Raw genomic sequence first — 21,617 nt, forward strand, 5'->3', positions numbered from 1 at the left:
GCATGACGCAGGAGAAGGGCGCCGGGCGCGCCGCGCTGATGGCCGGGCTGCACGACGAGGCCCGCCGCTACATGGCCTCGTACGCCCTCTTCAACCAGGCCGTCGCCGACCACCTCGGCCTGCACCCCACCGACGTCCAGTGCCTCAACCTGCTCAGCCTGGAGCGGGTGCCCGTCACCATCGGGCGGGTCGCCGAACTCACCGGGCTCACCACCGGCTCCGCCACCCGTCTCGTGGACCGGCTGGAGCGGGCGGGCTATGTGCGGCGCGAGCGGGACGCCGAGGACCGGCGGCGGGTCATGGTGACGTCCGTGCCCGAGAAGATGGCCGAGCTCGGCCAGTTCTGGCGACGGCTCAACGGCGCCTGGGGCGGCATCTTCGACGCCTACGACGACGCGGGACTCACCCTGCTCACCGACTACATGCGCCGTACGGTCGCGCTCAGCGCGAGCCAGATCGAGCGGCTGCGGTCCGGCGAGTTCGACCCGTCGTGAGCCGCGGGACCGGGCCGCCGGGTTCGCGGTGCGCCGGGACTCAGGGGGCGGCGGGGACTCAGGGGGCGGCGGGCGCCGGGGCGCCGTCGCCGAACTCGCGCAGCGCGTCCGTGACGATCGCCTCCAGGCGCGCGTGGTGGGCTCCGCGCCAGTACACGCGGGCGCACGCGGTGCACTGCGCGAAGACGTCGTACGTGTTCTCGGTGCCCTGCTCGATCCGCTCGCGGACCGCGTCCTTGTCGGCCTCGGCCAGCGGCCCGTTGCAGGCCGTGCAGCGGGTCCACGGCGCGAGCGGCGGCGCGAACCGGCCGAGGACGTCCCGCAGCTGGTCGTCGGGCCGGTCGCTGTAGACGTACGCGCCCGCCCACAGCTCACGGCGGCGCAGCAGCCCGCGGTCCCGGGACAGCAGCACCCGCCGTTCCTTCGCGGACAGCGCGGCCAGCGCCGGGTCGCCGATGTCCTCGCTCTCGTACGCGGCGTCGACACCGAGCAGCCGCAGACGGCGGGCGAGCGTGCCCAGATGGACGTCGAGCAGGAAGCGGAGCGGGGCGCCGGGCACCTCCTGGGGCCGCTCCACGCCCGCGACCTCGACCGTCTCGCCCGCCGCCGGGACGTGCGACGGCGGCACCGGGCGGCCGTCCACGAGCAGCCGGCCCGCCTCGGTCAGCGGTACCCCGAGCGACTCCACGAGGTGCCCGAGCGAGGAGGTCCCGTCGGTGACGACGGTGGTGGCGCCCGCGCGGCGGTCCGCCGCGACGAAGAGCCGCAGGCCGGGGGCGAAACTGAGCTGGATCTCCGGTCCGTTCACGCGGCCAGGATGGCACCGCGCACCGGCCCCGGGCCAGGCAATTCCGCCCCGGAGGCCGGGGTCGGGCGGGGGCGGGTAGCGTCGCCGGTATGAAGATCCTCGACCTGGAGCCCGGTGACCCGCGCCTGGAGACCGAGCTGCTGCCGGTCCTGCGCGAACTGCGCCCCCACCTGACGCCCGCGCTGTTCCACGACATCTACACCACGGGCCACCCGCAGGGCCTGCGCTTCAGCGCCGCCTACGCCGAGGACGGGCGCTGCGTCGGGGCGGCCGGCTGGCGGATCATCGCCACCACCAGCTCGGTCCGCAAGCTGTACGTGGACGATCTGGTGACCAGCGAGCAGGCCCGCTCCGGCGGTGTCGGCAACGCGATGATCGCGCACCTGGAGGAGCACGCGAACGCCGCCGGATGCTACGAACTCGACCTGGACTCCGGCACCCACCGCACCGGTGCTCACCGCTTCTACCTGCGCGAACGCCTCGACATCGTGGCCTTCCACTTCGCCAAGCAGCTCAAGCAGCTCAAGCCGCTGAAGCCGGTCGAGCCGCTCGACGGATGACGGCGCCGCCCGCGGCCGTCGTCACAGCTCCAGGCGCCACACGTTGCAGCGCATCGGCCGGCCGGGCGGGTATTCGAGGTCGTGGGCGCCGAGCAGGGTGAAACCCGCCTTGCGGCACACCGCGTTCGACGGCCCGTTCTCGGCGGACGGGAAGGCGAGGAGAGCCGGGAAACGGCCCTCCGCCCGCGCCTTCCCGATCACCGCGCGGGTCGCGGCGGTGGCCACGCCCCGGCCCTGGAAGGCGCCGAGGACGGTCCAGCCCGTCTCGTACGCCGCTTCGCCGTCCCACTCGCTCTCCCAGAGGCCGATCGCCCCCGCCGGGGTCCCCTCCGGCAGCACGTCGATCCGGAACATGCGGCCGGACTTCCCGCCGTCGGCGCTCAGCGCGACATACCGCCGATGGCGGTCGGCGAGCTTCTCCTCGCTCTCCGGGCCGCCCAGATGCTCCATCAGCTCCGGCGCGTTCATCGCGCGCAGCAGCCCGGCGTCCTCGTCCGACCAGGGCAGGAGCCGGATTCCCGGGGTGTCACCGCGTGTGTCGTCCATGCGGGGCACGGTAGGTCACGCCACTGACAACGCCCGGGCGTACGCGGTCGGCGGCACCCCGACCGTCGCCGTGAAGTCCCGTACGAGATGGGCCTGGTCGCTGTAGCCGAGCTCGGCGGCGAGCGCCGCCCAGTCCGGCGGCGGCCCCGCAGGACCGGCCTCGGCGCGCTCCAGTGCCTCATGGATCCGGTACCGCAGGATCACCCACTTCGGGCCGACGCCCACCTGCTCCGCGAACAGCCGCTGGAGCGACCTCGGCGCGAGCCCGGCGGCCCGGGCGAGCGCCGACACCCGGCGCACGGTCCGGTCGGTGCGGACCAGGTCCACCAGCTCCATCGCCTGCGCGGCGGCGGCGCGGACCGCCGGGTCGGGGTGCGGGCCGTGCGCGAGCAGAAAGGCGTCGAGCGCCGCCACGCGCGCGTGGTCGTCGGCGGGGGAGAGGACGGCGGCGGACGCCGCCGGGCCGTCGGCGCCCGGGAACGCCTCCGTCAGCGGCGCGATCCGGCCGGTCCAGTGCGACACCGGCCGCCCCGGCGCGAACGGACGGAATCCGCCGGGCCGGAACTGGACACCGCAGACCCGGCCGCTGCCGGTCAGCTCCTTGGTGAAGAGTTCGAGGCCGATGCCCGAGACCACCGCCGCGCCTGGGTTGGTACCCGTGTTGCCGGTGCCCGTGTTGCCGGTGCCCGTGTGCGGGCCGCGCTCGAAGACCACGTTCACGGACGGGTGCGGGACGACGTGCGACACGTACGGCTCGGTCAGGTCCCAGTCGATCAGCCAGTAGTGCTCCAGATACGGGCGGAGCTCGGCCGCCACCGGCGGGTACCGGCGGAACCGGACGTGGGTGAGCAGTTCGGCGGCGTCGACGATGCCCCGGGTGTCACGGCGCGGCCCGCGCGCGGTCCCTTCCGTACTACCTCCCATACCTCGCACTCTAGGCCGGAGCGGGCCGCAGGCGCGTTTCTTCAAGACCGGGGCCGCCCGGCTGCCTAGCGTCGGGAGCATGACGAACCACACCACGGACAGCACCACCAGCTCGCCGGGCATCGGCGAACTGCTGGCCCGCGCCGCCGCCCGGGCCCTGCCCGTCGTCCGCGGCATCACCGACGACCGGCTCGGCGCGGCCACGCCCTGCGCCGACTACGACGTACGCGCGCTGGTCAACCATCTGCACCGGGTCGTCGTGAACTTCCAGGAGCTCGCCGCCAAGCGCCCCACGGACTTCTCCGGCGCCGACCCGGACGCGCTGGCCGCCCCCGACTGGCGGGACCGCTTCGAGACGGAGACCGGCAGGCTCGTCGCCGCCTGGTCCGCGCCCGGCGCCGACGAGGGCACCACCGGCGGCTGGGGGCTGCCCGCGCGGACCGTCGGGTCGATGGCCCTGCTCGACCTCACCGTGCACGCCTGGGACCTGGCCCGCGCGACCGGCGGGTCGTTCGAGCCCGACCCGGTCGTGGTGGCGGGACTCGCCGACGAGGTGACGGGGATGGCGCCGATGGCCCGGCAGGGCGGGGTGTTCGGCCCGGCGGTGGAGCTTCCGGCGGGCGCCTCGCGGTTCGAGCGGATGCTCGCCGAGACCGGACGCGACCCGCGGGCCTGGGCGCCTCGGCCCTGACCGCCGCCGAACAGGTCCTAGCGGACGCGGCCCGCCGAGCTCAGCGAGAGCCGCGAGACGACCTGACCGAAGGCGTGCTCCTCGGCGGGCGTCAGGGCGATCGTCTCGTACGGGTGCCAGACCCGCTCCAGCAGGCTGTTCGCCCGCTCGCGGCGGGCCCGGGCACGCAGCCCGAGCGCCACCCACACGGCGGCGGAGAAGGCGAGCAGGCCGAAGAGGGTGAGGACGCGGGGGTCCGAGAACTGGCCGGGCAAGGTCATGGCTGGTCTCCGGGGGCACGGGTCCGTACGCGTACGCGCTCCGCCCTGGCAGGGGGCGGGGGCGCGCCCGTACGGCGCTGACGATTCCTACTGCTTCCTCCCGACCCGTTCAGTTAACACCACACTGGGGGTCTTTCGGCAGGGGGGTCCGGGACCAAAGTCCCGACCGGCGGAAGGTGGCTCCGCCCCGCCGGAGGCCCTCTTGTGCGGGCCGGGGAACCGGCTCAAGGTGACGGGGACGGAGATTTCCGGCCGGGGAGGGAGCGCAGCCATGTCGGACGCTGACACGGGTGCAACAGGCGCGGGTGCGACGGAGGCGGGCATATCGGGTGCGGGAGGCAGTGGGTGGGAGTTCACCGACGACCGGGGTACGGCGGCCAGGGCCGCGACCGGCCGTCCTGAGCGGGTGCTGGCGTACGTACGGGCCGGGGCCGCGCTGCTCGACCTCGGGGTCAGGCCGGTCGCGGTGTACGGCTCCGGGCACGACGGCGACCTGCTCGACCCGGTGAAGGCGGGCGGTCTCGCGGCGGCGGGCGTGCCGTACCTCGGGCCCGGGCGGACGCTCGACGAGGCGCGGGTGCGGGAGCTCGGCGGTGTCGACCTGATCGTGGACGTGACCTACGACGGCAAGAGCCCGTACGCGCTCGACGAGGCGTTCGCGGAGCGGCTCGGCGCGCCGGTGGTGGCGCTCTCGGTGGGCAGCGAGACGGCGCTCGCGGCGATCGTCGAGCGGTTCGCGGCGCTGGCGGGCGCGCTGACCTGCGCCGGGGGCGGCGGCGGTGCCGCTGCGGCGGCGGGGCGGGTCGGTGACGCGGAGTCGGCGCTGCGGGCCGCCGCCGGGCGCAGCGGCCTGAGCGTGCTCGCGCTGTCCGGCGCGGGGCCGGAGCAGGTGTACGTGGCCCGGCCGCACGCCTGGCCGGAACTGGCGCGGCTCGCGGAGCTCGGCGTGCGGTTCGTGGACCCGGGCCCGGGCTCCGGTGCGAGCTGGCTGACCACGGACTGGGAGCACACGGTCGGGCTCGCGCCCGACCTGGTCCTCTTCGACAGCCGGGCCAACGCGGTACCGCCGCACATCGTGCCGCCGGGCGCCCGCCTGACGCCGTGGAACCCCGAGACGCCGCCGAGCCCGGCCGCGTACGCCCGGTTCTTCCAGGACCTGACGGCGGCGCTTGAGGACGAGCCGGGGATCTGACCGGGATATCGGATACGGGATGTTGGAGGTCGGACGTTGGATCCAGCATCTCGGATCCAACATCCCGGATCCGGGACATCGGATCCGGGACATCGGATCCGGGACATCGGATCCGGGACATCGGATCCGGGACATCGGATCCGGGACATCGGATCCAACATCCCGGATCTGGATCCTGGATCCAACGCCCCGGATCCAAAATCCTGGATGTTGGATCCAAAATCCAAAATCCAAAATCCAAAATCCGGGATCCGAGATCCCGCACCCACCTACGGCAGCCGCGCCCGCAGCGAGTTCGCGAACTCCTCCACCCGCGCCAGCTGCGCGCGGAGTTCCCCGACCCGCTCGGTCGCGGCGTGTTCGTAGCCGCGCACCCGGGCGACCAGTGCCGCGCGGGTGTCCGGGTCGAGTTCGCCGGGGGTGTCCGGGGTGTCGGCGGCCAGCCGGTCGACGGCGGTGAGGAGTTCGGCGGTCTCCTCGATGGTGAAACCGAGCGGCTTCATCCGGCGGATCACCATCAGGCGGGCCACGTCCGCGTCCGTGTAGAGCGGGAAGCCGCCCTCGGAGGCGGCGGACGGGACGACGAGGCCGCTGTCCTCGTACTGGCGGATGGTGCGCAGGGACAGTTCTGTCCGGGCCGCGACCTCGCCGATCTTCATGGGGCGCACAGTGCTCAGCACATCGGGTCCTTCCTCGGCGGGGCCGCCGGATCGCCCGTCACCGGCCCTCGTACGGGGCGCCGGCGGGCGCGGCTTCCGCGCATTACATCCGATTCGTCCTAACTTCAGCACTTATGAGAGCTGGAAGCGTGGCGAAACGCCTGCTGGTGGGACGACCGTTGGACAGCGCCCGACTGGGCGAGACCCTGTTGCCGAAGCGGCTCGCCCTGCCGATCTTCTGCAGCGACCCGCTCTCCTCGGTCGCGTACGCCACCGAGGAGATCCTGCTGATCCTCGCCCTCGGCGGCCTCGCCGTGCTCCATCTGGCCTGGTACGCGGCGATCGGCATCATGATCCTGCTGCTCGTGGTGGTCGCCTCGTACCGGCAGACCTGTTACGCCTACCCGGGCGGTGGCGGGGCGTACGTCGTCTCCGCCGAGAACCTGGGCACCACGGCGGCGCTGACCGCCGCCAGCGCGCTGCTCATCGACTACGTGATGACGGTCGCCGTCTCCGTCGTCTCCGGGGTCGCCGCGATCACCTCGGCGGTGCCGTCCCTGGAGGACCACGCGACGCTCCTGTCCGTCGTCTTCGTGGCGGTGCTCGCCTGGCTGAATCTGCGCGGTGTGCGGGAGTCGGGCCGCTGGTTCGCGATGCCGACGTACGCGTTCATCGGCGTCATCTATCTGATGTTCGCCGTCGCCGGGATCCGGATGGCGACCGGTTCGACGATCCGCGCCGAGTCCGCCGACCTGCCCGTGAACGCCGTCTCGCACTACTCCGGCATCGCGCTCGTGCTGCTCGGTCTGCGCGCCTTCGCCTCCGGCTGTACGGCCCTGACGGGCGTCGAGGCGATCAGCAACGGCGTACCGGCCTTCGCCAAACCCAAGAGCCGCAACGCCGCCATGACCCTGGCGATCATGGGCGCGCTGTCCGTCACCATGTTCTTCGGGATCACCGTGCTCGCCATGGTCTACAAGGTGCACGTCGCCGAGGACCCCACCGAGCTGGGGCTCGCGCCCGGCACCCCGACCTCCACCGCGCTCGCCCAGATCGGCCGCGCCACCTTCGGCGACTGGCACTTCCTCTTCTACGTCCTCCAGGCCGTCACCGCCGGTGTCCTCATCCTGGCCGCCAACACCGCCTTCAACGGCTTCCCGATGCTCGCCTCGGTGCTCGGCCGGGACCGCTTCGCGCCGCGCCAGCTGTTCCACCGCGGCGACCGGCTCGTCTACTCCAACGGCGTGCTGCTGCTCGCGCTCGCCGCGATCGCCCTGATCGTCGCCTTCGACGCCAACCTCACCCGGCTCATCCAGCTCTACATCCTGGGCGTCTTCGTCTCCTTCACGCTCTCGCAGGCGGGCATGGTCAAACACTGGCGGCGGGAACTCGCCACCCCCGCCGGGGCCGCCGACCGGCGGGGCATCCTGCGCCGGCTGGCGATCAACGCGTTCGGCGCCTGTCTGACCGCCGTCGTGCTCGTCATCGTCCTCATCACCAAGTTCACCCACGGCGCCTGGATCGTCGTGATCGCGATGCCGGTGCTGTTCGCCGGGATGAAGGGGGTGCGCCGCCACTACGACGCGGTGGCCGCCGAGGTCGCGGTCGCGCCCGACGCCCGCCCGCGCCCGCTCGCCCAGAACCACGTCCTGGTCCTGGTCGCCTCGGTCAACGCGCCGAGCCTGCGCGCCCTGTCGTACGCGAAGACGCTCAAGCCCGCCTCGCTGACCGCCGTCACCGTCGCCGAGGACCCGGGTGAGGCGGAGATGCTCAGGGCCCGCTGGGAGACGCACGGCATCGACGTGCCGCTGCGGATCCTGAACTCGCCCTACCGCTCCATCGTCCAGCCGGTGCTGCGGCACATCCGTGAGGCCCCGGAGCGGGTCGGCGACTCGGTCGTCTCGGTCGTCATCCCCGAGTACGTGGTCGGGCACTGGTGGGAGCAGCCGCTGCACAACCAGAGCGCGCTGCGGCTGAAGGCGCGGCTGCTGTTCATGAAGAACGTCGTGGTCATCGACGTGCCGTACCGGCTCGCCTCGGCCCGCGAACTCGCCGAGGAGCGCGCGAAGGCCGCCGCGGCCGCCGCCTCGGCGGAGCGGGACACCCGGTAGGGCCGGGCCCGGGACAGTGACCGGGGCCGGGACGGTGGCCGGGGCCGGGCTAGGGCCAGACCAGGCAGTACGGCTGGTGGCCCGCCTCGTGCAGGCGGTGGCTGAAGTCCTGCCACTCGTGGAGCAGCTGGTAGACGTTGAACGCGTTCTGCGGGCCGCCCCGGTCGGGGACCGTGGACCAGATGAAGGCGGCGGCACCGACCGACTCCTCGCCGATCCCGCGCAGCGGGTCGACGACCGTCATCGGCAGCTTCACGACGGCGTAGTCGGGGTGGAGGACGACCAGTTCGAGCGGCGGGACCTTGTGCAGCGGCATCCCCTGGATGCCCGTGAGGACCATCGCCGCTATCGTCTCCGGCTTGATCTTGGTGAACATGCCGCCCATGCCGAGCTCGTCGCCGCCCAGCTCCTCGGGGCGCATCGAGATCGGGACCCGGGCCGCCGTCGCCCCGTCGGGCGCGCCGAAGTACTTGTACGTGACGCCCAACCGGCCGCCGCCCCCGTTCGCGCGTGTCGTCGGACTCTCCGGCGGGCCGACCGGTCCCATCGGGCCGACCGGACCGACCGGACCCGTCTCGCGGGCCGCCCTGGCCCGCCGGGCGCGGGCGCGGCCGAGCCGCGACTCGTCGGTCACCGGGCCGGGCAGGGCGTCGCCGGAAACCTCGGAGACGCCGGAGACGCCGGTGGCGCCGGGGCCGCCCGGGGGCGGTTCGGCCGGGCGCTGCGGTTCGGTGTGCGCCTCGCCCCTGACCTCGGCGGCGCGGGACGAGTCCGTACGGGAGGCATCCGTACGAGAGGACTCGGCGCGGGTGGCGTCCGTACGGGAGACGTCAGCACGGGCGTCACGGGCGTCACGCGAGTCCCGAGGATCACGGGAGTCCCGGGGGCCACGAGGGTCATGGCGGGGGTCGTGGCGTGACTCGGCGCGGGTGTCGGGGCGTGCGTCGGCGCGGGGCTCGGGGCGCGACTCGCCGCCCGTCCTCGGCTCGTTGGCCCGCGGCTCCTCCGTCCGCCGGCGCCGGTGCCGCCCCCTCCGGACGGGCTCGGGACCCAGGTCGTCCGTCCCCTCGCCCGGTCCGCCACCGCGATGCATATCTCCACCCGAGTGCTGTTCCGGGCCGCGGTCTGCGCGCGCGGCCCGATCATCGTGACAGTGACCTCCCCCACGGTCGTGCGGTGAAACACCTGTCCGCAAGATCGCCGTGGCCTCTGACACCATGGATTCCGTGAGCCATCCTTATGACGCCCCAGTTTCGCAGACGCGGTGGCGGGGCGCCCCGACCTAAATCACAGGGTGCCCACGCCTTCCCCCGTCATCGTCGTCGTTCCCGCAGGTCAGGATCACAGTGCCGTATTCATACGAAGCCCCAGTCTCACAGACGCTTTTCGACCGCGCCTCCCTTGTGACGCCCGGCGGCGTGAATTCACCGGTGCGGGCCTTCCGGGCCGTGGGCGGTACGCCCCGGTTCATGGTGTCCGGGACCGGTCCGTACCTCACCGACGCCGACGGCCGTGAGTACGTCGACCTCGTCTGCTCCTGGGGGCCGATGATCCTCGGCCACGCGCACCCCGAGGTCACCGCCGCCGTGCAGGACGCCGTCGCCCGCGGCACCTCCTTCGGCACGCCCGGCGAGGGCGAGGTCGCGCTCGCCGAGGAGATCGTCGCCCGGATCGAGCCGGTCGAGCAGGTCCGCCTGGTGTCCTCCGGCACCGAGGCGACCATGTCGGCGATCCGTCTCGCCCGCGGCTTCACCGGCCGCGCCAAGGTCATCAAGTTCGCGGGCTGCTACCACGGTCACGTGGACGCGCTGCTCGCCGCCGCAGGCTCCGGCGTCGCCACCTTCGGCCTGCCCGACACGCCCGGCGTGACCGGCGCCCAGGCCGGGGACACCATCGTGCTCCCCTACAACGACCTGGCCGCCGTGCAGGAGGCGTTCCACCGCCACCCGGGCGAGATCGCCTGTGTGATCACCGAGGCGTCGCCCGGCAACATGGGCGTGGTCCCGCCGCGGCCCGGCTTCAACCAGGGCCTGAAGGACGCCTGCGCGAAGAACGGCGCCCTGTTCATCTCCGACGAGGTCATGACCGGCTTCCGCACCTCGCGCGCGGGCTGGTACGGCGTCGACGGCGTGAAGCCCGACCTGATGACCTTCGGCAAGGTCATGGGCGGCGGCTTCCCGGCGGCGGCCTTCGGCGGCCGCGCCGACGTCATGGGGCACCTCGCCCCGGCGGGCCCGGTCTACCAGGCGGGCACCCTCTCCGGTAACCCGATCGCGACCGCCGCGGGCCTCGCGCAGCTGCGGCTGCTCGACGACGCCGCGTACGAGAAGGTGAACGCGGTCTCGGCCGAGATCCAGGGCCTGGTGACCGACGCGCTGACCAAGGAGGGCGTGGCGCACCGGCTGCAGACCGCCTCCAACATGTTCTCGGTGTTCTTCACCGCCACCGAGGTGCGCGACTACGACGACGCGAAGAAGCAGCAGGCGTTCCGCTTCAACGCGTTCTTCCACTCGATGCTCGCGGACGGCGTCTATCTGCCGCCGTCGGCGTTCGAATCCTGGTTCGTGTCGGCCGCCCACGACGAGCGGGCGGTCGAGCGGATCGCCGCCGCCCTGCCGGCCGCCGCCCGCGCCGCCGCCGAGGCCACGGAGGTGGCGGCATGAGCGACGCCCGTACCGAAGCCCCCCGCACCGACGAGGCCCGTACCGACGAGGCCCAGGACATCACCGTCGTCCATCTGATGCGGCACGGCGAGGTGCACAACCCGGACGGCGTGCTCTACGGGCGCCGGGCCGGTTACCACCTGTCCGAGCTCGGGCGGCAGATGGCCGACCGGGTCGCCGAGCACCTCGCGGACCGGGACATCACCCATGTCGTCGCCTCCCCGCTGGAGCGGGCGCAGGAGACGGCCACCCCGGTCGCCAAGGCGCACGGCCTGGATCTGGCCACCGACGGGCGGCTGATCGAGGCGGCGAACGTCTTCGAGGGCAAGACCTTCGGCGTCGGCGACGGCGCGCTGCGCAAGCCGGAGAACTGGAAGCACCTCACCAACCCGTTCAAGCCGTCCTGGGGCGAGCCGTACGTCGAGCAGGTCGTCCGCATGATGGGCGCGCTGGACGCGGCGAAGGACGCGGCCCGCGGTCACGAGGCGGTGCTGGTCAGCCACCAGCTGCCGATCTGGATCGTGCGCAGCTTCGTGGAGAAGCGTCGGCTGTGGCACGACCCGCGCCGCCGCCAGTGCACGCTGGCGTCGCTGACCTCGTTCACGTACCGCGGCGACAAGATCGTGTCGGTGGGCTACAGCGAGCCGGCCATCGATCTCGTACCGGTGCATCTGCGCGCGGGCGCGAAGCCGGTGAAGGGGAAGTCGAAGGCGTTCGGCGCCTGAGCGCCCCTGCCCGAGCGCCCGCCTTCTGAGGCACCTGCCCGGGTCCGACCGGAGCTGATCCTTCACAACACCGCCCCCTGGTGGCACTGGCCGCCGGGGGGCGGTGCGTTCGAAGATACGGTGACGGGGCAGGCGCACAGGTGTGGCACAGGTACGGCACAGCCGGGCCCGGGGCGTGGCAGCGGTGCGGCACAGAAGGAGCCGGACGTGACGATCCGTTCCGGCCATCCTGAAAATTTGTTTCAATTTCCGGAACCTCCGTGTTCCTCCCGTCATCTCACCCATTGTCGGTTTGGATGACGTTTAGGTCATACGTCAGCGCGAATGGGGATGTCATGCGCGAGCTCAGGGAGATCAGCCGGAGGAGGATCCTCGGAGCGGGGGTCGGTGCGGCCACGGCGGTCGGCATCGGTGCGCTCGCCGGATGCAGCAACGGCCAGGGCGGTACGGACGGTTCGGGCCCCGACAAGGGCGGTGACGTCAGCGGCGCCCCGAGCGGTTCGCCGAAGCCCACCAAGGACGAGGCCCGGCTGATCGGTGACGGTTCCACGGCCGACACCGGCAAGCAGCCGAACCAGCCCGACGCCCCGGTGCCGCTCGAACCCGGCCAGACCCCGCCGCAGTTCGTGATCTTCTCCTGGGACGGTGCGGGCGAGGTCGGCAACGGCCTGTTCCCGCGCTTCCTCGAACTCGCCAAGAACCACGACGCGGCGATGACCTTCTTCCTCTCCGGCCTCTATCTGCTGCCCGAGTCGAAGAAGAACCTCTACCGCCCGCCGAACAACCGCGTCGGCGCCTCCGACATCGGCTACCTCACCGACGACCACGTCAAGCAGACCCTGAAGTACACCCGGCAGGCGTGGCTGGAGGGCCACGAGATCGGCACCCACTTCAACGGCCACTTCTGCGGGGGCTCCGGCTCGGTCGCGAACTGGACCCCGGCGCAGTGGCAGAGCGAGATCGACCAGGCCGTCGGCTTCGTCACCAAGTGGAAGACGAACACCGGCTGGACCGACCTGGACCCGCTGCCCTTCGACTACAGCAAGGAACTGGTCGGCGGCCGCACCCCGTGCCTGCTCGGCCAGGACAACCTGCTGCCGACCGCGAAGCGGCTCGGCTGGCGCTACGACGCCAGCTCGCCCGGCGGCCGCCAGATGTGGCCGGTCAAGCGCGGTGGCGTGTGGGACCTGCCGCTGCAGGCCGTGCCGTTCCCCGGGCACTCCTTCGAGGTCCTGTCGATGGACTACAACATGCTCGCCAACCAGTCGAAGAACACGACGAAGGGCATGCCGTCGCGCTACCCGGGCTGGCGCAAGCAGGCCGCGGGCGCGTACCTGGCGGGCTTCAACCGCGCGTACGAGAGCAACCGGGCGCCGTTCTACATCGGCAACCACTTCGAGCAGTGGAACGGCGGCATCTACATGGACGCCGTCGAGGAGGCCCTGAAGGGCATGGCCGGGAAGAAGGACGTGCGGCTGGTGTCGTTCCGGCAGTACGTGGACTGGCTGGACGTCCAGGACCCGAAGATCCTCGCCAAGCTCCGTACCCTTGAGGTCGGCCAGTCCCCGGCGGGCGGCTGGAACGCCTTCCTCCGGCCGGACGCGGCGTCGGGCACCCCCAAGCCGTAGGTACGGGAACAGAGGTGAGAGGCGGGGCTTGCGCCCCGCCTCTCACGTCTTAAGCCACCTTGACAAGGGGCTTTACGGGCACGTAGGGGGGTGCCCAAGATCCACGAATCGCCCATGCGAAACTTTTCACATGAGTCTTAGCCGTGCGCCCCGTCGCACCCTGCTGACGGTCGGAGCCCTCGCCGCCGCGCTCGCGCTCTCGGCCTGCAGCTCGGACAACAACGGCAAGTCCGGCGGCGGTGGCGGCACCAACTTCGTGCGCAGCAGCGGCGGGGTCGAGACCGTCGACGCCGGTGACCGCAGAGCGCCGGGCAAGCTCGCGGGCGAGACCCTCGACGGCAAGCAGCTCGACGTCGCCTCCTTCAAGGGCAAGGTCGTCGTCCTCAACCTGTGGGGCTCCTGGTGCGGGCCCTGCCGCGCCGAGGCCAAGCACTTCGTGAAGGTCTCCGACGAGATGACCGCCAAGGGCGTCCAGTTCGTCGGGATCAACACCCGGGACTTCAACAAGCAGCCCGCGATCACCTTCGAGGAGGAGCAGGGGATCACCTACCCCAGCCTCTACGACCCGCGCGGCGAACTGATCCTCAGCGGCTTCCCCAAGGGCACACTGAACCCGCAGGGCATCCCGACGACCATCGTGCTCGACAAGAACGGCAAGATCGCCGCCCGCGCGCTGATGGCGCTCGACGAGGCCAAGCTCCGTTCCATGATCGATCCGCTGGTCGCGGAGAAGTGACGGGACGGGAACAGGTCACATGGATCCCAACCAGACGGTTCTGAGCGGCGCGCTGCTGCTCGCGCTGCCGATCGCCGTCCTCGGCGGTCTGGTCTCCTTCTTCTCGCCGTGCGTGCTGCCGCTCGTCCCCGGCTACCTGAGCTACGTGACCGGCGTCACCGGCACCGACCTCGGCGAGGCCAAGCGCGGCCGGATGACCGCGGGCGCCGCCCTGTTCGTGCTCGGCTTCTCCGCCGTCTTCGTCTCCGGCGGCGCCCTGTTCGGCTACTTCGGCTGGACGCTCCAGGAGTACCGGGGCACCCTGACGACCGTCCTCGGCATCCTCATGATCCTCATGGGCGTCTTCTTCCTGGGCCTGATGCCCTGGTTCACCCAGCGCGAGTTCCGCTTCCACCGCAGGCCGGTGGCCGGTCTGGTCGGCGCGCCGGTGCTCGGCGCGCTGTTCGGCATCGGCTGGACGCCCTGCATCGGCCCGACGCTCGCCGCCGTCAACGCGCTCGCCGCGCGGGAGGCCAGCGCGGGCCGCGGGGCGCTGCTGACCTTCGCGTACTGCGTGGGTCTCGGTCTGCCGTTCATCCTGACCGCCATCGCGTTCCGCAAGGCGCTCGGCGCGTTCGGCTGGGTGAAGAAGCACTACGCCTGGGTGATGCGGATCGGCGGCGGCATGATGATCGTGACCGGCGTGCTGCTGCTCACAGGTGCGTGGGACAGCATGGTCTCCACGATGCAGAGCTGGTCCAGTGGTTTCACGGTGGGGATCTGAGAGTTCAGGGATGAGCAAGACCGAGACGACAGAGACGACCGAGCCCGCTGAGGCCGCCGGGGCGACCGGGTCCACGGAGACGGCCGAGTCCGGCGAGAGCGGGCGGGCGGGCCTTTCCACCGCGCCCCGCGAGGACCGCGCCGACGACGGGGTCGTCGGCGGGCCCACCCTCGGGGTGATCGGCTGGATCCGCTGGTTCTGGCGGCAGCTGACCTCGATGCGGGTCGCGCTGATCCTGCTCTTCATGCTGTCGCTCGGCGCCGTGCCCGGCTCGCTGATCCCGCAGAACAGCGCGGACGAGTTCAAGGTCCAGCAGTTCAAGGACGCCCACGAGACGCTGACCCCGCTCTACGAGAAGCTCCAGTTCTTCGACGTCTACTCGTCGGTCTGGTTCTCGGCGATCTATCTGCTGTTGTTCGTCTCGCTGATCGGCTGCATCCTGCCCCGCACCTGGCAGTTCGTCGGCCAGCTCCGCAGCCGCCCGCCGGGCGCCCCGCGCCTGCTGACCCGGATGCCCGCGTACACGACCTGGCGCACCGAGTCCTCGCCCGAGGACGTCCGCGAGGCCGCGCTCGGCCTGATCAAGGGCCGCCGCTTCCGCGCCCACACCGTCGGGGACGCCGTCGCCGCCGAGAAGGGCTATCTGCGCGAGGCCGGGAACCTGGTCTTCCACGTCGCCCTGATCATCATGCTGGTGGCGTTCGGACTCGGCCAGCTGCTCAAGTCCGAGGGCGGCAAGCTCGTCATCGAGGGCGACGGCTTCTCCAACACGCTCACCCAGTACGACGACTTCAAGTCGGGCTCCTGGTTCAGCACCGACGAGCTGCCGCCGTTCTCCTTCACGCTCGACAAGTTCACCGGCACGTACGAGAAGAACGGCCCGCAGCGCGGCACCCCGCGCACCTTCGACGCGGCCGTCAGCTACTCCGAGCCCGGCGGCGCGCGCAAGAAGGCGGTCATCCGGGTCAACGAGCCGCTGAAGGTCGGCGGCTCCAAGGTCTATCTGATCGCCCACGGGTACGCGCCCGTCGTCACCGTCAAGGACGGCCGCGGCAAGGTCGTCTATCAGGGCGCCGTGCCGATGCTGCCGTTCGACAACAACATCAGCTCGCAGGGCGCCATCAAGGTGATGGACGGCTACCGCGACAAGAACGGCAAGAAGGAGCAGCTGGGCTTCTCGGCGCTGTTCGTGCCGACCTTCGCCGGAGCGGGCAAGGGCACGATGTTCTCGCAGTTCCCCGCGCTGGACTTCCCGGTCCTCGCGGTCAGCGGCTACCACGGCGACCTGCGGGTCAACTCCGGTCTGCCGCAGAACGTGTACCAGCTCGACACCAGCAAGATGAAGCAGTTCGACGTCGCCGCGGGCACCGGCAAGGCCCAGCGCCTGCTGCCCGGCGAGACGATGACGCTGCCCGACGGCGCCGGCTCGATCACCTTCGAGAAGGAGATCAAGGAGTGGGCGAGCTTCCAGATCTCCCAGCAGCCGGGCAACGGCCTCGCCCTCATCGGCGCCATCGGCGCCATCGCCGGACTCGCCGGTTCGCTGTTCATCCAGCGCCGCCGGGTCTGGATCCGGGCGGTCCGGGGCGCGGACGGCGTCACCGTCGTCGAGATGGCGAGCCTCGGCCGCAGCGAGTCCGCCAAGGTCCCCGAGGAGCTGGCCCAGCTCGCGGCGGCCCTCCACGACCGGGCCCCGACCGCGTCCGCGCCGGAGCCGGAGTCCGGGGCGGAGTCCGGGGCGGAGCCCGTACCGCAGCCCGTACCGGAGCCCGCCCCCGCCGAGTCCGCCGCCCCCGAGTCCGACGGGCCTGACGCGCCCGCCGGGCCCGCCGAGTCCGCCGTATCCGCCGCACCCGCGTCTCCTGCCGCAGAGTCCGAAGAGTCCGAAGGGGCTGAGAAGTGATCCTCGCCGCCGCGACCAACGAGAGCCTGGCCCAGATGAGCAACACGCTCATCTACTCGTCCATGGCCGTCTACACCCTGGCCTTCCTCGCCTACATCGCCGAGTGGGTCTTCGGCAGCCGCAGCAAGGTCGGCCGCACCGCCGCCGCGCTCACCGCGGACAGTGCCGCGAACGGCGCCGCCAAGGGCGCCGCCCCCGCGGTGCAGGTGCGCAACGGCGGGTCCACCGCCGTCCTGGAGCGGCCGCAGGTCGTCACCCGGTCCGGCGCCGGTGCCCGGGACGTGCCGGACGGCCCCGGCGCGGCCGGCGGCACCGTCAAGGGCGACCTCTACGGCCGGATCGCGGTCTCGCTCACCAGCCTCGCGTTCCTCATCGAGGCGGCGGGCGTGGTCACCCGCGCGCTGTCCGTGCAGCGGGCCCCCTGGGGCAACATGTACGAGTTCTCCATCACCTTCTCCACGGTGGCGGTCGGCGCGTTCCTCGGCTTCATGCTCGCCCGCAAGGACGTCCGCTGGATGGGCCTGCCGCTGGTCACCACCGTCCTGCTCGACCTGGGCGTGGCCACCACCTGGCTCTACACCGACAGCGACCAGCTGGTCCCGGCGCTGCACTCGTACTGGCTGTGGATCCACGTCTCCACCGCGATCTTCTGCGGCGCGGTGTTCTACATCGGCGCCACCGCCACCCTGCTCTACCTGTTCCGCGACTCGTACGAGAACAAGCTGGCGAACGGCGGCAACCCGGGCTCCTTCGCCCGCTCCGTTCTGGAGCGGCTGCCCGCCGCCGCGTCGCTCGACAAGTTCGCCTACCGGGTCAACGCGGCGGTCTTCCCGCTGTGGACCTTCACGATCATCGCCGGTGCGATCTGGGCCGGTGACGCGTGGGGCCGCTACTGGGGCTGGGACGCCAAGGAGGTCTGGTCGTTCATCACGTGGGTCGGCTACGCCGCCTACCTGCACGCGCGCGCGACGGCCGGCTGGAAGGGCCGCAAGGCCGCGTACATCGCGCTCATCGCCTTCGGCTGCTTCCTCTTCAACTACTACGGCGTGAACATCTTCGTCAGCAGCAAGCACTCCTACGCGGGTGTCTGAGCCGGTCCGGACGTAGTAACCGGGCCCTGGGCGTCACCCCTGGTGCGGCGGCAGACAGCTCGCCGCCGGGGGTGCGCCCTCCGGCCAGGCGATGGTGACGAAGCGCTGCGAGCCGTCCTGGGCCAGCTCCACGATCGGCACCGCCTTGTTGTACGGGTTGCCGAAGTTGTCCAGGCAGATCCAGCCGCTCGCGCCCTGCACCCGCAACGAGCCCTTCACCTGCGGCCACTGGGTGGCGACGTCCGCGAGCTCCGGGACCGCCGCGCCCTCCGGGGTGGCCTGGCGGATCGCGTGGACGGCCGTCGCCATCGCGTCGTACGCCACGATCGCCTGCCCGTCCGCGAGCGCCACCGGTGCCTTCGCGGCCCGCGCGATGTCGGTCAGGAAGGTGTCGTACGCGACGGTCGAACCGCCCGTCGCCGGGACCGGGCGGCCGGGCGCCGGGCGCCAGGCGTCGGGGTGGGCGAGCGAGGCGTAGCGGACGGTCAGCCGGTTCTTCAGGGCCTGCCGGTCCAGTTTCGCGTCGGCGCCCAGGTAGGAGCCCTCGTCGCCGGTGAGGATGGTGAACCGGCGCTCCTGGCAGCCGCGCGCGCCCAGCGCGTTGATGAACTGCCGCAGCTGGGTGTGGCGTCCGGCGAAGAACACCGTCTCCGCGCGGGTGTCGCAGATCAGATGGGTGATCTGGCGGAAGGTGTTGGCGGTGGTGCCCTCGTCGGTGGGGTCGGGCGGCGAGGTGAACAGCTGCGGCTCGTAGGGCGCGCCCTTGAGGGACGCGGAGAACGCCGACTTGAGGGTGTCGGTGTAGTGGTCGCCGTTGCGGGTGTCCTGGACGAGCAGCGCCTTGGCCGCGTCCACCCGGCCGAAGTGGGCGAGGGCCTTGGCCTCGTCGCTGTTGGTGGGGGAGACCCGGGCCAGGCCCGGGTAGCCGTTGTGGCCTGGGCCGTTGGCGATGTCGTCGGCGGTGATGGTGGTGCCGACGACGGCGATGCCCGCGCCCGTGAGGGCGCCGACGGCCTGGCGCACCTCGGTGGAGGAGGTGGCGACGCCGGTGACCGCGCGCAGCTGGTGGGGGGCGCCGGTCATCGCCTTCAGCTGGTCGACGGTGGTGGCCCACCGGGCGTTGTTGCGGCCGGTGTTGGCGAGGACCAGGCGGATCTTCGGGGTCTCGCTGTTGGACTCGTGGTTGGCCCGGTACTGGCGGGCGTAGGCGCCCTGCACCTCGTGCAGGACCTTGACCCGCATGCCCGGGTCGGGGGCGGTGAGCGGGAGCAGCACGGCGACGGTGGCGTACGTGCCGGGCTTGAGGGTGGCGTTCTCGCGGCCGATCAGGGCGGCGGCCTCGGCGAGTTCGGGGACCCGGAAGGCGAAGCCGTCGCCGTTGACGCCGATGCACTCGTCGGAGCCCTCGGGGCGGGACACCCCGGCCGCACAGGAACGGTTCTCCGGAGTGGTCCAGGTCTTCACCGCCCAGCCGAGCGGTACGCCGATGACGACCAGGGCGATCAGGGCGGCGAAGAAGCGTTGCCGCGGGGTGTAGAGATAGCGGTTGAGCAGTCCTCCGGCTCCTTGGGGCATCGCCTCAGACTCCTTCCTCGCGGCCCGGCGGCAGCGACAGCGCGCGCCAGGCGTGAATGTCCTCCGGCCACTTCCCGGCCGCGTCCCACAGCGGGCTGTTGCCCGTCAGATGCCGCCCGGACAGCTGCCGCAGCTCGTGCGCCAGCTTCTCGGTGACCTCGGCGTCCGGCAGCGCGAGCGGATCGGTGAGCAGCCATACGGCGTGCAGCAGGCGCCGTACGGAGAGGTGCAGGGCGGTCGCGTCGGCGTCCAGGCCCTCGGGCGGGCCGTCGGGCGCGTGGTCGGGCAGGCTGGGGGGCGCGCCTTCGGGGGTGTCCCGGCCGAGGGCGACGGCCCGGCGGGGGTCCGTGCCGGGGGCGTACGGCCCGTGGGGTGGGTGGGATCTCTGCGGTCCGTGGGATGTCTGCGGTGCATGGGATGCCTGCGGTCTATGGGATGTCTGTGGTGCGTGGGGCTCGCGGGGCGGGAAGGGCTCGCGCGGGTACGGTGCCGACGCGATGAACCGCAGCCGCGCCAGCCAGCCCGGCACGTCCGGGTCCGGGAACGTCAGCCGCAGATGGGTGACGGCCTCCTCGGTCCGGCCCAGGGCGAGTTCGTGGTGGAGCCGGTACGGCAGCGCCGTCGCGGGCGCGTTCGCCCGGCCGTAGTGCCGGTGCAGGGTCTCGTGGACGGCCCGCCAGGCCGCGTACCGGGGATGATCGGCGTCGCCGAACCGCAGCCGGTGCAGCAGCAGGGCCCGCAACAGCGGGTCGGCGACGAAGTGCCGCGGCCCCTCCGGCCAGTCCTCGGCGCGCAGTTGGTCGCGCACCCGCAGCGCCATGTCGCCGTCCCGGGACTCGGTGTGCAGCCGGGTCCTGGCGAGCAGCCGGGCCGACTCCTCGTCGTGCGCGGCGGCCAGCACCGTGAACGGTTCGAGGCGCGGCTGCGGCAGGAGCGCGCCGAGCAGCGCGGGCGCCACCGGCACCGGGGCCGCGTCCTCGCGCAGTTCGACGGTCAGGTCGAGCAGCGCGCCGGGGGTGAGCCCGGGGCGCAGCGCGCGCGGCGCCTCGGCCGCGGCCTGTCCGAGCAGCACCACGCCGAGCGGCCGGCCGCCGGTCAACCGGTGGACACCACGCGCGAGTTCGGCGGGGGTCCGGCCGGACGGGTCGAACCGGTCGAACGCGGCCTGGGTCTGCGCGGCGGACAGCGGCGGCAGTTCGACCGCGAGGACGCCCGAGGAGACGTCCGGGCCGCGCGGCGCGGGCGCCGCGTGCGCGACCTCCGAGAACCGGGCCCGGTGCGCGTGCCGCAGGCCCTCGTGGTCCCGCAGCCGGGAGGTCGCGAACACCACGAGCCGGTCCCTGCGGCCCTCGTGCCGGGTCCGCAGAATCGGTTCGATCAGCTGTCTGCCCAGTTCGCCGTGGGCGTTGTCGAGCAGCAGCACCGGCCGGCCGCGGCGGGTGCCGACCCGGGTGAGGCCCCGGTACGCCTGCCCCAGGTCCTCGACGAGCGCCGCGACCAGGAAGCCCTCGGCCTCCCGGCGCCGCCGCCCGCCCTGCTCGAAGTCGATGGCGAGCTGCTGGAGCCCGGCCTTGCCGCGGCCGCCCGCGTTGCGGTAGCTCCCGTACCAGCTCTCCGAACGCTGCTGGCCGCGCCCGAAGACCTCTTCGAGGACGGTCTCCACGGTGGCCTCGGCGAGCAGTCCGGCCAGCGGCACGGTCGCCTCCGCGAAGGTCGCCGCGAGCTTGGTGAGGACCTTGGTGACCCAGTTGCCGGCCGCGCCCTTGGTGGCGTCGACCGTCGAGAGCACCGGCCGCAGCCGCTGCAGGTCGTGCTGGGCCCGCTCCTCGTCCTCCCGGGTCCAGCCGGTGGAGGCGACCGCCACCAGGCCGAGGGCCAGGCGCGGGAACTGCACCGGCTTCGCGCCGATCACCCGTAACGACAGCTGTACGGAGATCTCGGCGAGCGCCCCGGTCAGCTCGGTCCAGCCGGGGCCGTGGTCGGCGGGCGGCTCGACCTCGTCGCAGTCGAGCAGGGCGAGCGGGGTGGCTCCCTTGTAGACGTTGCGCAGCTGCTTGAGCAGCGCGGTCTTGCCCATCCCGCGTCCGCCGGTGAAGACCACGACGGGCGGGTCGTCCTTGTGCTCGTACGGGACGCGGGCCAGGCCCTCGCCGCTGAGCCCGGTCAGCCGCGCGGCCAGTCCGTCCGGTCTGAACACCGCCTCGCGGCCGTGCAGGATCCTGTCCAACCGCCATCCCCCCGCATCCCAGCAGACGTGCCCCGTCACATCCCCAAGAAGAAAGTATCGA

At 72.3% G+C, this 21,617-nt stretch carries 20 protein-coding genes; 12 read left to right on the forward strand and 8 right to left on the reverse strand.

What is annotated here, in order from left to right:
• Positions 1–2: 2 nt before the first annotated feature.
• The gene (locus tag ACIPXM_RS16315; protein ID WP_401655600.1) at positions 3–494 is read left to right on the forward strand and encodes a MarR family winged helix-turn-helix transcriptional regulator; all 492 of its coding nucleotides are present in this window, start codon (positions 3–5) and stop codon (positions 492–494) included.
• Between the two features lie 58 nt (positions 495–552).
• Here ACIPXM_RS16315 and ACIPXM_RS16320 read toward each other — a convergent pair whose 3' ends face one another.
• Positions 553–1,302: a Mut7-C RNAse domain-containing protein gene (locus tag ACIPXM_RS16320; protein WP_401655601.1), complete on the reverse strand. Its 750-nt coding sequence runs from the start codon at positions 1,300–1,302 to the stop codon at positions 553–555.
• Positions 1,303–1,391: 89 nt separating this feature from the next.
• Between ACIPXM_RS16320 and ACIPXM_RS16325 the strand changes: the two genes are divergently transcribed.
• On the forward strand, positions 1,392–1,862 hold the full coding sequence (locus ACIPXM_RS16325) for a GNAT family N-acetyltransferase (protein WP_401655602.1): 471 nt from the start codon (positions 1,392–1,394) through the stop codon (positions 1,860–1,862).
• Between the two features lie 21 nt (positions 1,863–1,883).
• On the opposite strand, the gene ACIPXM_RS16330 is transcribed toward ACIPXM_RS16325, so the two are convergent.
• Both ACIPXM_RS16330 and ACIPXM_RS16335 read right to left on the reverse strand, forming a co-directional pair.
• Positions 1,884–2,408: a GNAT family N-acetyltransferase gene (locus ACIPXM_RS16330; RefSeq protein WP_401655603.1), complete on the reverse strand. Its 525-nt coding sequence runs from the start codon at positions 2,406–2,408 to the stop codon at positions 1,884–1,886.
• A gap of 15 nt (positions 2,409–2,423) precedes the next feature.
• The gene (locus ACIPXM_RS16335; RefSeq protein ID WP_401655604.1) at positions 2,424–3,332 is read right to left on the reverse strand and encodes a DUF6597 domain-containing transcriptional factor; all 909 of its coding nucleotides are present in this window, start codon (positions 3,330–3,332) and stop codon (positions 2,424–2,426) included.
• Between the two features lie 79 nt (positions 3,333–3,411).
• Between ACIPXM_RS16335 and ACIPXM_RS16340 the strand changes: the two genes are divergently transcribed.
• Entirely contained in the window at positions 3,412–4,023 is a 612-nt protein-coding gene (locus ACIPXM_RS16340) for a TIGR03086 family metal-binding protein (protein WP_401655605.1), read from the forward strand.
• 17 nt (positions 4,024–4,040) lie between these two features.
• Here the strand turns inward: ACIPXM_RS16340 and ACIPXM_RS16345 are convergent, their stop codons facing one another.
• The gene (locus tag ACIPXM_RS16345) at positions 4,041–4,283 is read right to left on the reverse strand and encodes a hypothetical protein (protein WP_401655606.1); all 243 of its coding nucleotides are present in this window, start codon (positions 4,281–4,283) and stop codon (positions 4,041–4,043) included.
• A 271-nt stretch (positions 4,284–4,554) separates the two neighbouring features.
• On the opposite strand from ACIPXM_RS16345, the gene ACIPXM_RS16350 reads away from it, so the two are divergent.
• Positions 4,555–5,475 (forward strand): ABC transporter substrate-binding protein, encoded by a 921-nt coding sequence (locus tag ACIPXM_RS16350; protein WP_401655607.1) that lies wholly within the window; start codon positions 4,555–4,557, stop codon positions 5,473–5,475.
• A gap of 269 nt (positions 5,476–5,744) precedes the next feature.
• Here the strand turns inward: ACIPXM_RS16350 and ACIPXM_RS16355 are convergent, their stop codons facing one another.
• Positions 5,745–6,134 (reverse strand): MerR family transcriptional regulator, encoded by a 390-nt coding sequence (locus ACIPXM_RS16355; RefSeq protein WP_401656171.1) that lies wholly within the window; start codon positions 6,132–6,134, stop codon positions 5,745–5,747.
• A 134-nt stretch (positions 6,135–6,268) separates the two neighbouring features.
• Here ACIPXM_RS16355 and ACIPXM_RS16360 point away from each other — a divergent pair, with 134 nt between their 5' ends.
• Positions 6,269–8,245 carry an APC family permease gene (locus ACIPXM_RS16360; RefSeq protein WP_401655609.1) on the forward strand — a complete coding sequence of 659 codons (1,977 nt, stop codon included), beginning with the start codon at positions 6,269–6,271 and terminating at the stop codon, positions 8,243–8,245.
• A gap of 49 nt (positions 8,246–8,294) precedes the next feature.
• On the opposite strand, the gene ACIPXM_RS16365 is transcribed toward ACIPXM_RS16360, so the two are convergent.
• The gene (locus ACIPXM_RS16365) at positions 8,295–8,792 is read right to left on the reverse strand and encodes a hypothetical protein (RefSeq protein ID WP_401656173.1); all 498 of its coding nucleotides are present in this window, start codon (positions 8,790–8,792) and stop codon (positions 8,295–8,297) included.
• Between the two features lie 799 nt (positions 8,793–9,591).
• Between ACIPXM_RS16365 and hemL the strand changes: the two genes are divergently transcribed.
• The 7 genes from hemL to ccsB all read left to right on the forward strand — a co-directional run bounded on the left by hemL (position 9,592) and on the right by ccsB (position 17,754).
• On the forward strand, positions 9,592–10,908 hold the full coding sequence (gene hemL, locus ACIPXM_RS16370) for a glutamate-1-semialdehyde 2,1-aminomutase (RefSeq protein ID WP_401655610.1): 1,317 nt from the start codon (positions 9,592–9,594) through the stop codon (positions 10,906–10,908).
• On the forward strand, positions 10,905–11,633 hold the full coding sequence (locus tag ACIPXM_RS16375; protein WP_401655611.1) for a histidine phosphatase family protein: 729 nt from the start codon (positions 10,905–10,907) through the stop codon (positions 11,631–11,633). The genes hemL and ACIPXM_RS16375 overlap by 4 nt, the downstream gene beginning before the upstream one ends.
• Positions 11,634–11,968: 335 nt before the next feature.
• Positions 11,969–13,261 (forward strand): hypothetical protein, encoded by a 1,293-nt coding sequence (locus ACIPXM_RS16380; RefSeq protein WP_401655613.1) that lies wholly within the window; start codon positions 11,969–11,971, stop codon positions 13,259–13,261.
• A gap of 130 nt (positions 13,262–13,391) precedes the next feature.
• On the forward strand, positions 13,392–13,997 hold the full coding sequence (locus tag ACIPXM_RS16385) for a TlpA family protein disulfide reductase (RefSeq protein ID WP_401655615.1): 606 nt from the start codon (positions 13,392–13,394) through the stop codon (positions 13,995–13,997).
• A 19-nt stretch (positions 13,998–14,016) separates the two neighbouring features.
• On the forward strand, positions 14,017–14,760 hold the full coding sequence (locus ACIPXM_RS16390; RefSeq protein ID WP_401655617.1) for a cytochrome c biogenesis CcdA family protein: 744 nt from the start codon (positions 14,017–14,019) through the stop codon (positions 14,758–14,760).
• A 10-nt stretch (positions 14,761–14,770) separates the two neighbouring features.
• Entirely contained in the window at positions 14,771–16,663 is a 1,893-nt protein-coding gene (locus ACIPXM_RS16395) for a cytochrome c biogenesis protein ResB (RefSeq protein WP_401655619.1), read from the forward strand.
• Positions 16,660–17,754, forward strand: coding sequence for a c-type cytochrome biogenesis protein CcsB (gene ccsB / locus ACIPXM_RS16400; protein ID WP_401655621.1), 1,095 nt, complete (start codon positions 16,660–16,662; stop codon positions 17,752–17,754). Before ACIPXM_RS16395 ends, ccsB begins: the two co-directional genes overlap by 4 nt.
• Positions 17,755–17,787: 33 nt before the next feature.
• Here the strand turns inward: ccsB and ACIPXM_RS16405 are convergent, their stop codons facing one another.
• Together ACIPXM_RS16405 and ACIPXM_RS16410 are read right to left on the reverse strand one after the other, a co-directional pair.
• On the reverse strand, positions 17,788–19,329 hold the full coding sequence (locus ACIPXM_RS16405) for an ABC transporter substrate-binding protein (RefSeq protein WP_401655623.1): 1,542 nt from the start codon (positions 19,327–19,329) through the stop codon (positions 17,788–17,790).
• 4 nt (positions 19,330–19,333) lie between these two features.
• Positions 19,334–21,556, reverse strand: coding sequence for a hypothetical protein (locus ACIPXM_RS16410; protein ID WP_401655625.1), 2,223 nt, complete (start codon positions 21,554–21,556; stop codon positions 19,334–19,336).
• Between the last annotated feature and the right edge of the window lie 61 nt (positions 21,557–21,617).

The organism is Streptomyces sp. NPDC090025, assembly GCF_044748125.1.
GTDB lineage: Bacteria > Actinomycetota > Actinomycetes > Streptomycetales > Streptomycetaceae > Streptomyces.

Excerpts from the sequence above, each read along its gene's own strand:
- ACIPXM_RS16315 (WP_401655600.1), top strand. The coding sequence starts at position 3 with ATGACGCAGGAGAAGGGCGCCGGGCGCGCCGCGCTGATGGCCGGGCTG.
- ACIPXM_RS16325 (WP_401655602.1), top strand. The coding sequence starts at position 1,392 with ATGAAGATCCTCGACCTGGAGCCCGGTGACCCGCGCCTGGAGACCGAG.
- ACIPXM_RS16330 (WP_401655603.1), bottom strand. The coding sequence starts at position 2,408 with ATGGACGACACACGCGGTGACACCCCGGGAATCCGGCTCCTGCCCTGG.
- ACIPXM_RS16335 (WP_401655604.1), bottom strand. The coding sequence starts at position 3,332 with ATGGGAGGTAGTACGGAAGGGACCGCGCGCGGGCCGCGCCGTGACACC.
- ACIPXM_RS16340 (WP_401655605.1), top strand. The coding sequence starts at position 3,412 with ATGACGAACCACACCACGGACAGCACCACCAGCTCGCCGGGCATCGGC.
- ACIPXM_RS16345 (WP_401655606.1), bottom strand. The coding sequence starts at position 4,283 with ATGACCTTGCCCGGCCAGTTCTCGGACCCCCGCGTCCTCACCCTCTTC.
- ACIPXM_RS16350 (WP_401655607.1), top strand. The coding sequence starts at position 4,555 with ATGTCGGACGCTGACACGGGTGCAACAGGCGCGGGTGCGACGGAGGCG.
- ACIPXM_RS16355 (WP_401656171.1), bottom strand. The coding sequence starts at position 6,134 with ATGAAGATCGGCGAGGTCGCGGCCCGGACAGAACTGTCCCTGCGCACC.
- ACIPXM_RS16360 (WP_401655609.1), top strand. The coding sequence starts at position 6,269 with ATGAGAGCTGGAAGCGTGGCGAAACGCCTGCTGGTGGGACGACCGTTG.
- ACIPXM_RS16365 (WP_401656173.1), bottom strand. The coding sequence starts at position 8,792 with ATGGGACCGGTCGGCCCGCCGGAGAGTCCGACGACACGCGCGAACGGG.
- ACIPXM_RS16375 (WP_401655611.1), top strand. The coding sequence starts at position 10,905 with ATGAGCGACGCCCGTACCGAAGCCCCCCGCACCGACGAGGCCCGTACC.
- ACIPXM_RS16380 (WP_401655613.1), top strand. The coding sequence starts at position 11,969 with ATGCGCGAGCTCAGGGAGATCAGCCGGAGGAGGATCCTCGGAGCGGGG.
- ACIPXM_RS16385 (WP_401655615.1), top strand. The coding sequence starts at position 13,392 with ATGAGTCTTAGCCGTGCGCCCCGTCGCACCCTGCTGACGGTCGGAGCC.
- ACIPXM_RS16390 (WP_401655617.1), top strand. The coding sequence starts at position 14,017 with ATGGATCCCAACCAGACGGTTCTGAGCGGCGCGCTGCTGCTCGCGCTG.
- ACIPXM_RS16395 (WP_401655619.1), top strand. The coding sequence starts at position 14,771 with ATGAGCAAGACCGAGACGACAGAGACGACCGAGCCCGCTGAGGCCGCC.
- ACIPXM_RS16405 (WP_401655623.1), bottom strand. The coding sequence starts at position 19,329 with ATGCCCCAAGGAGCCGGAGGACTGCTCAACCGCTATCTCTACACCCCG.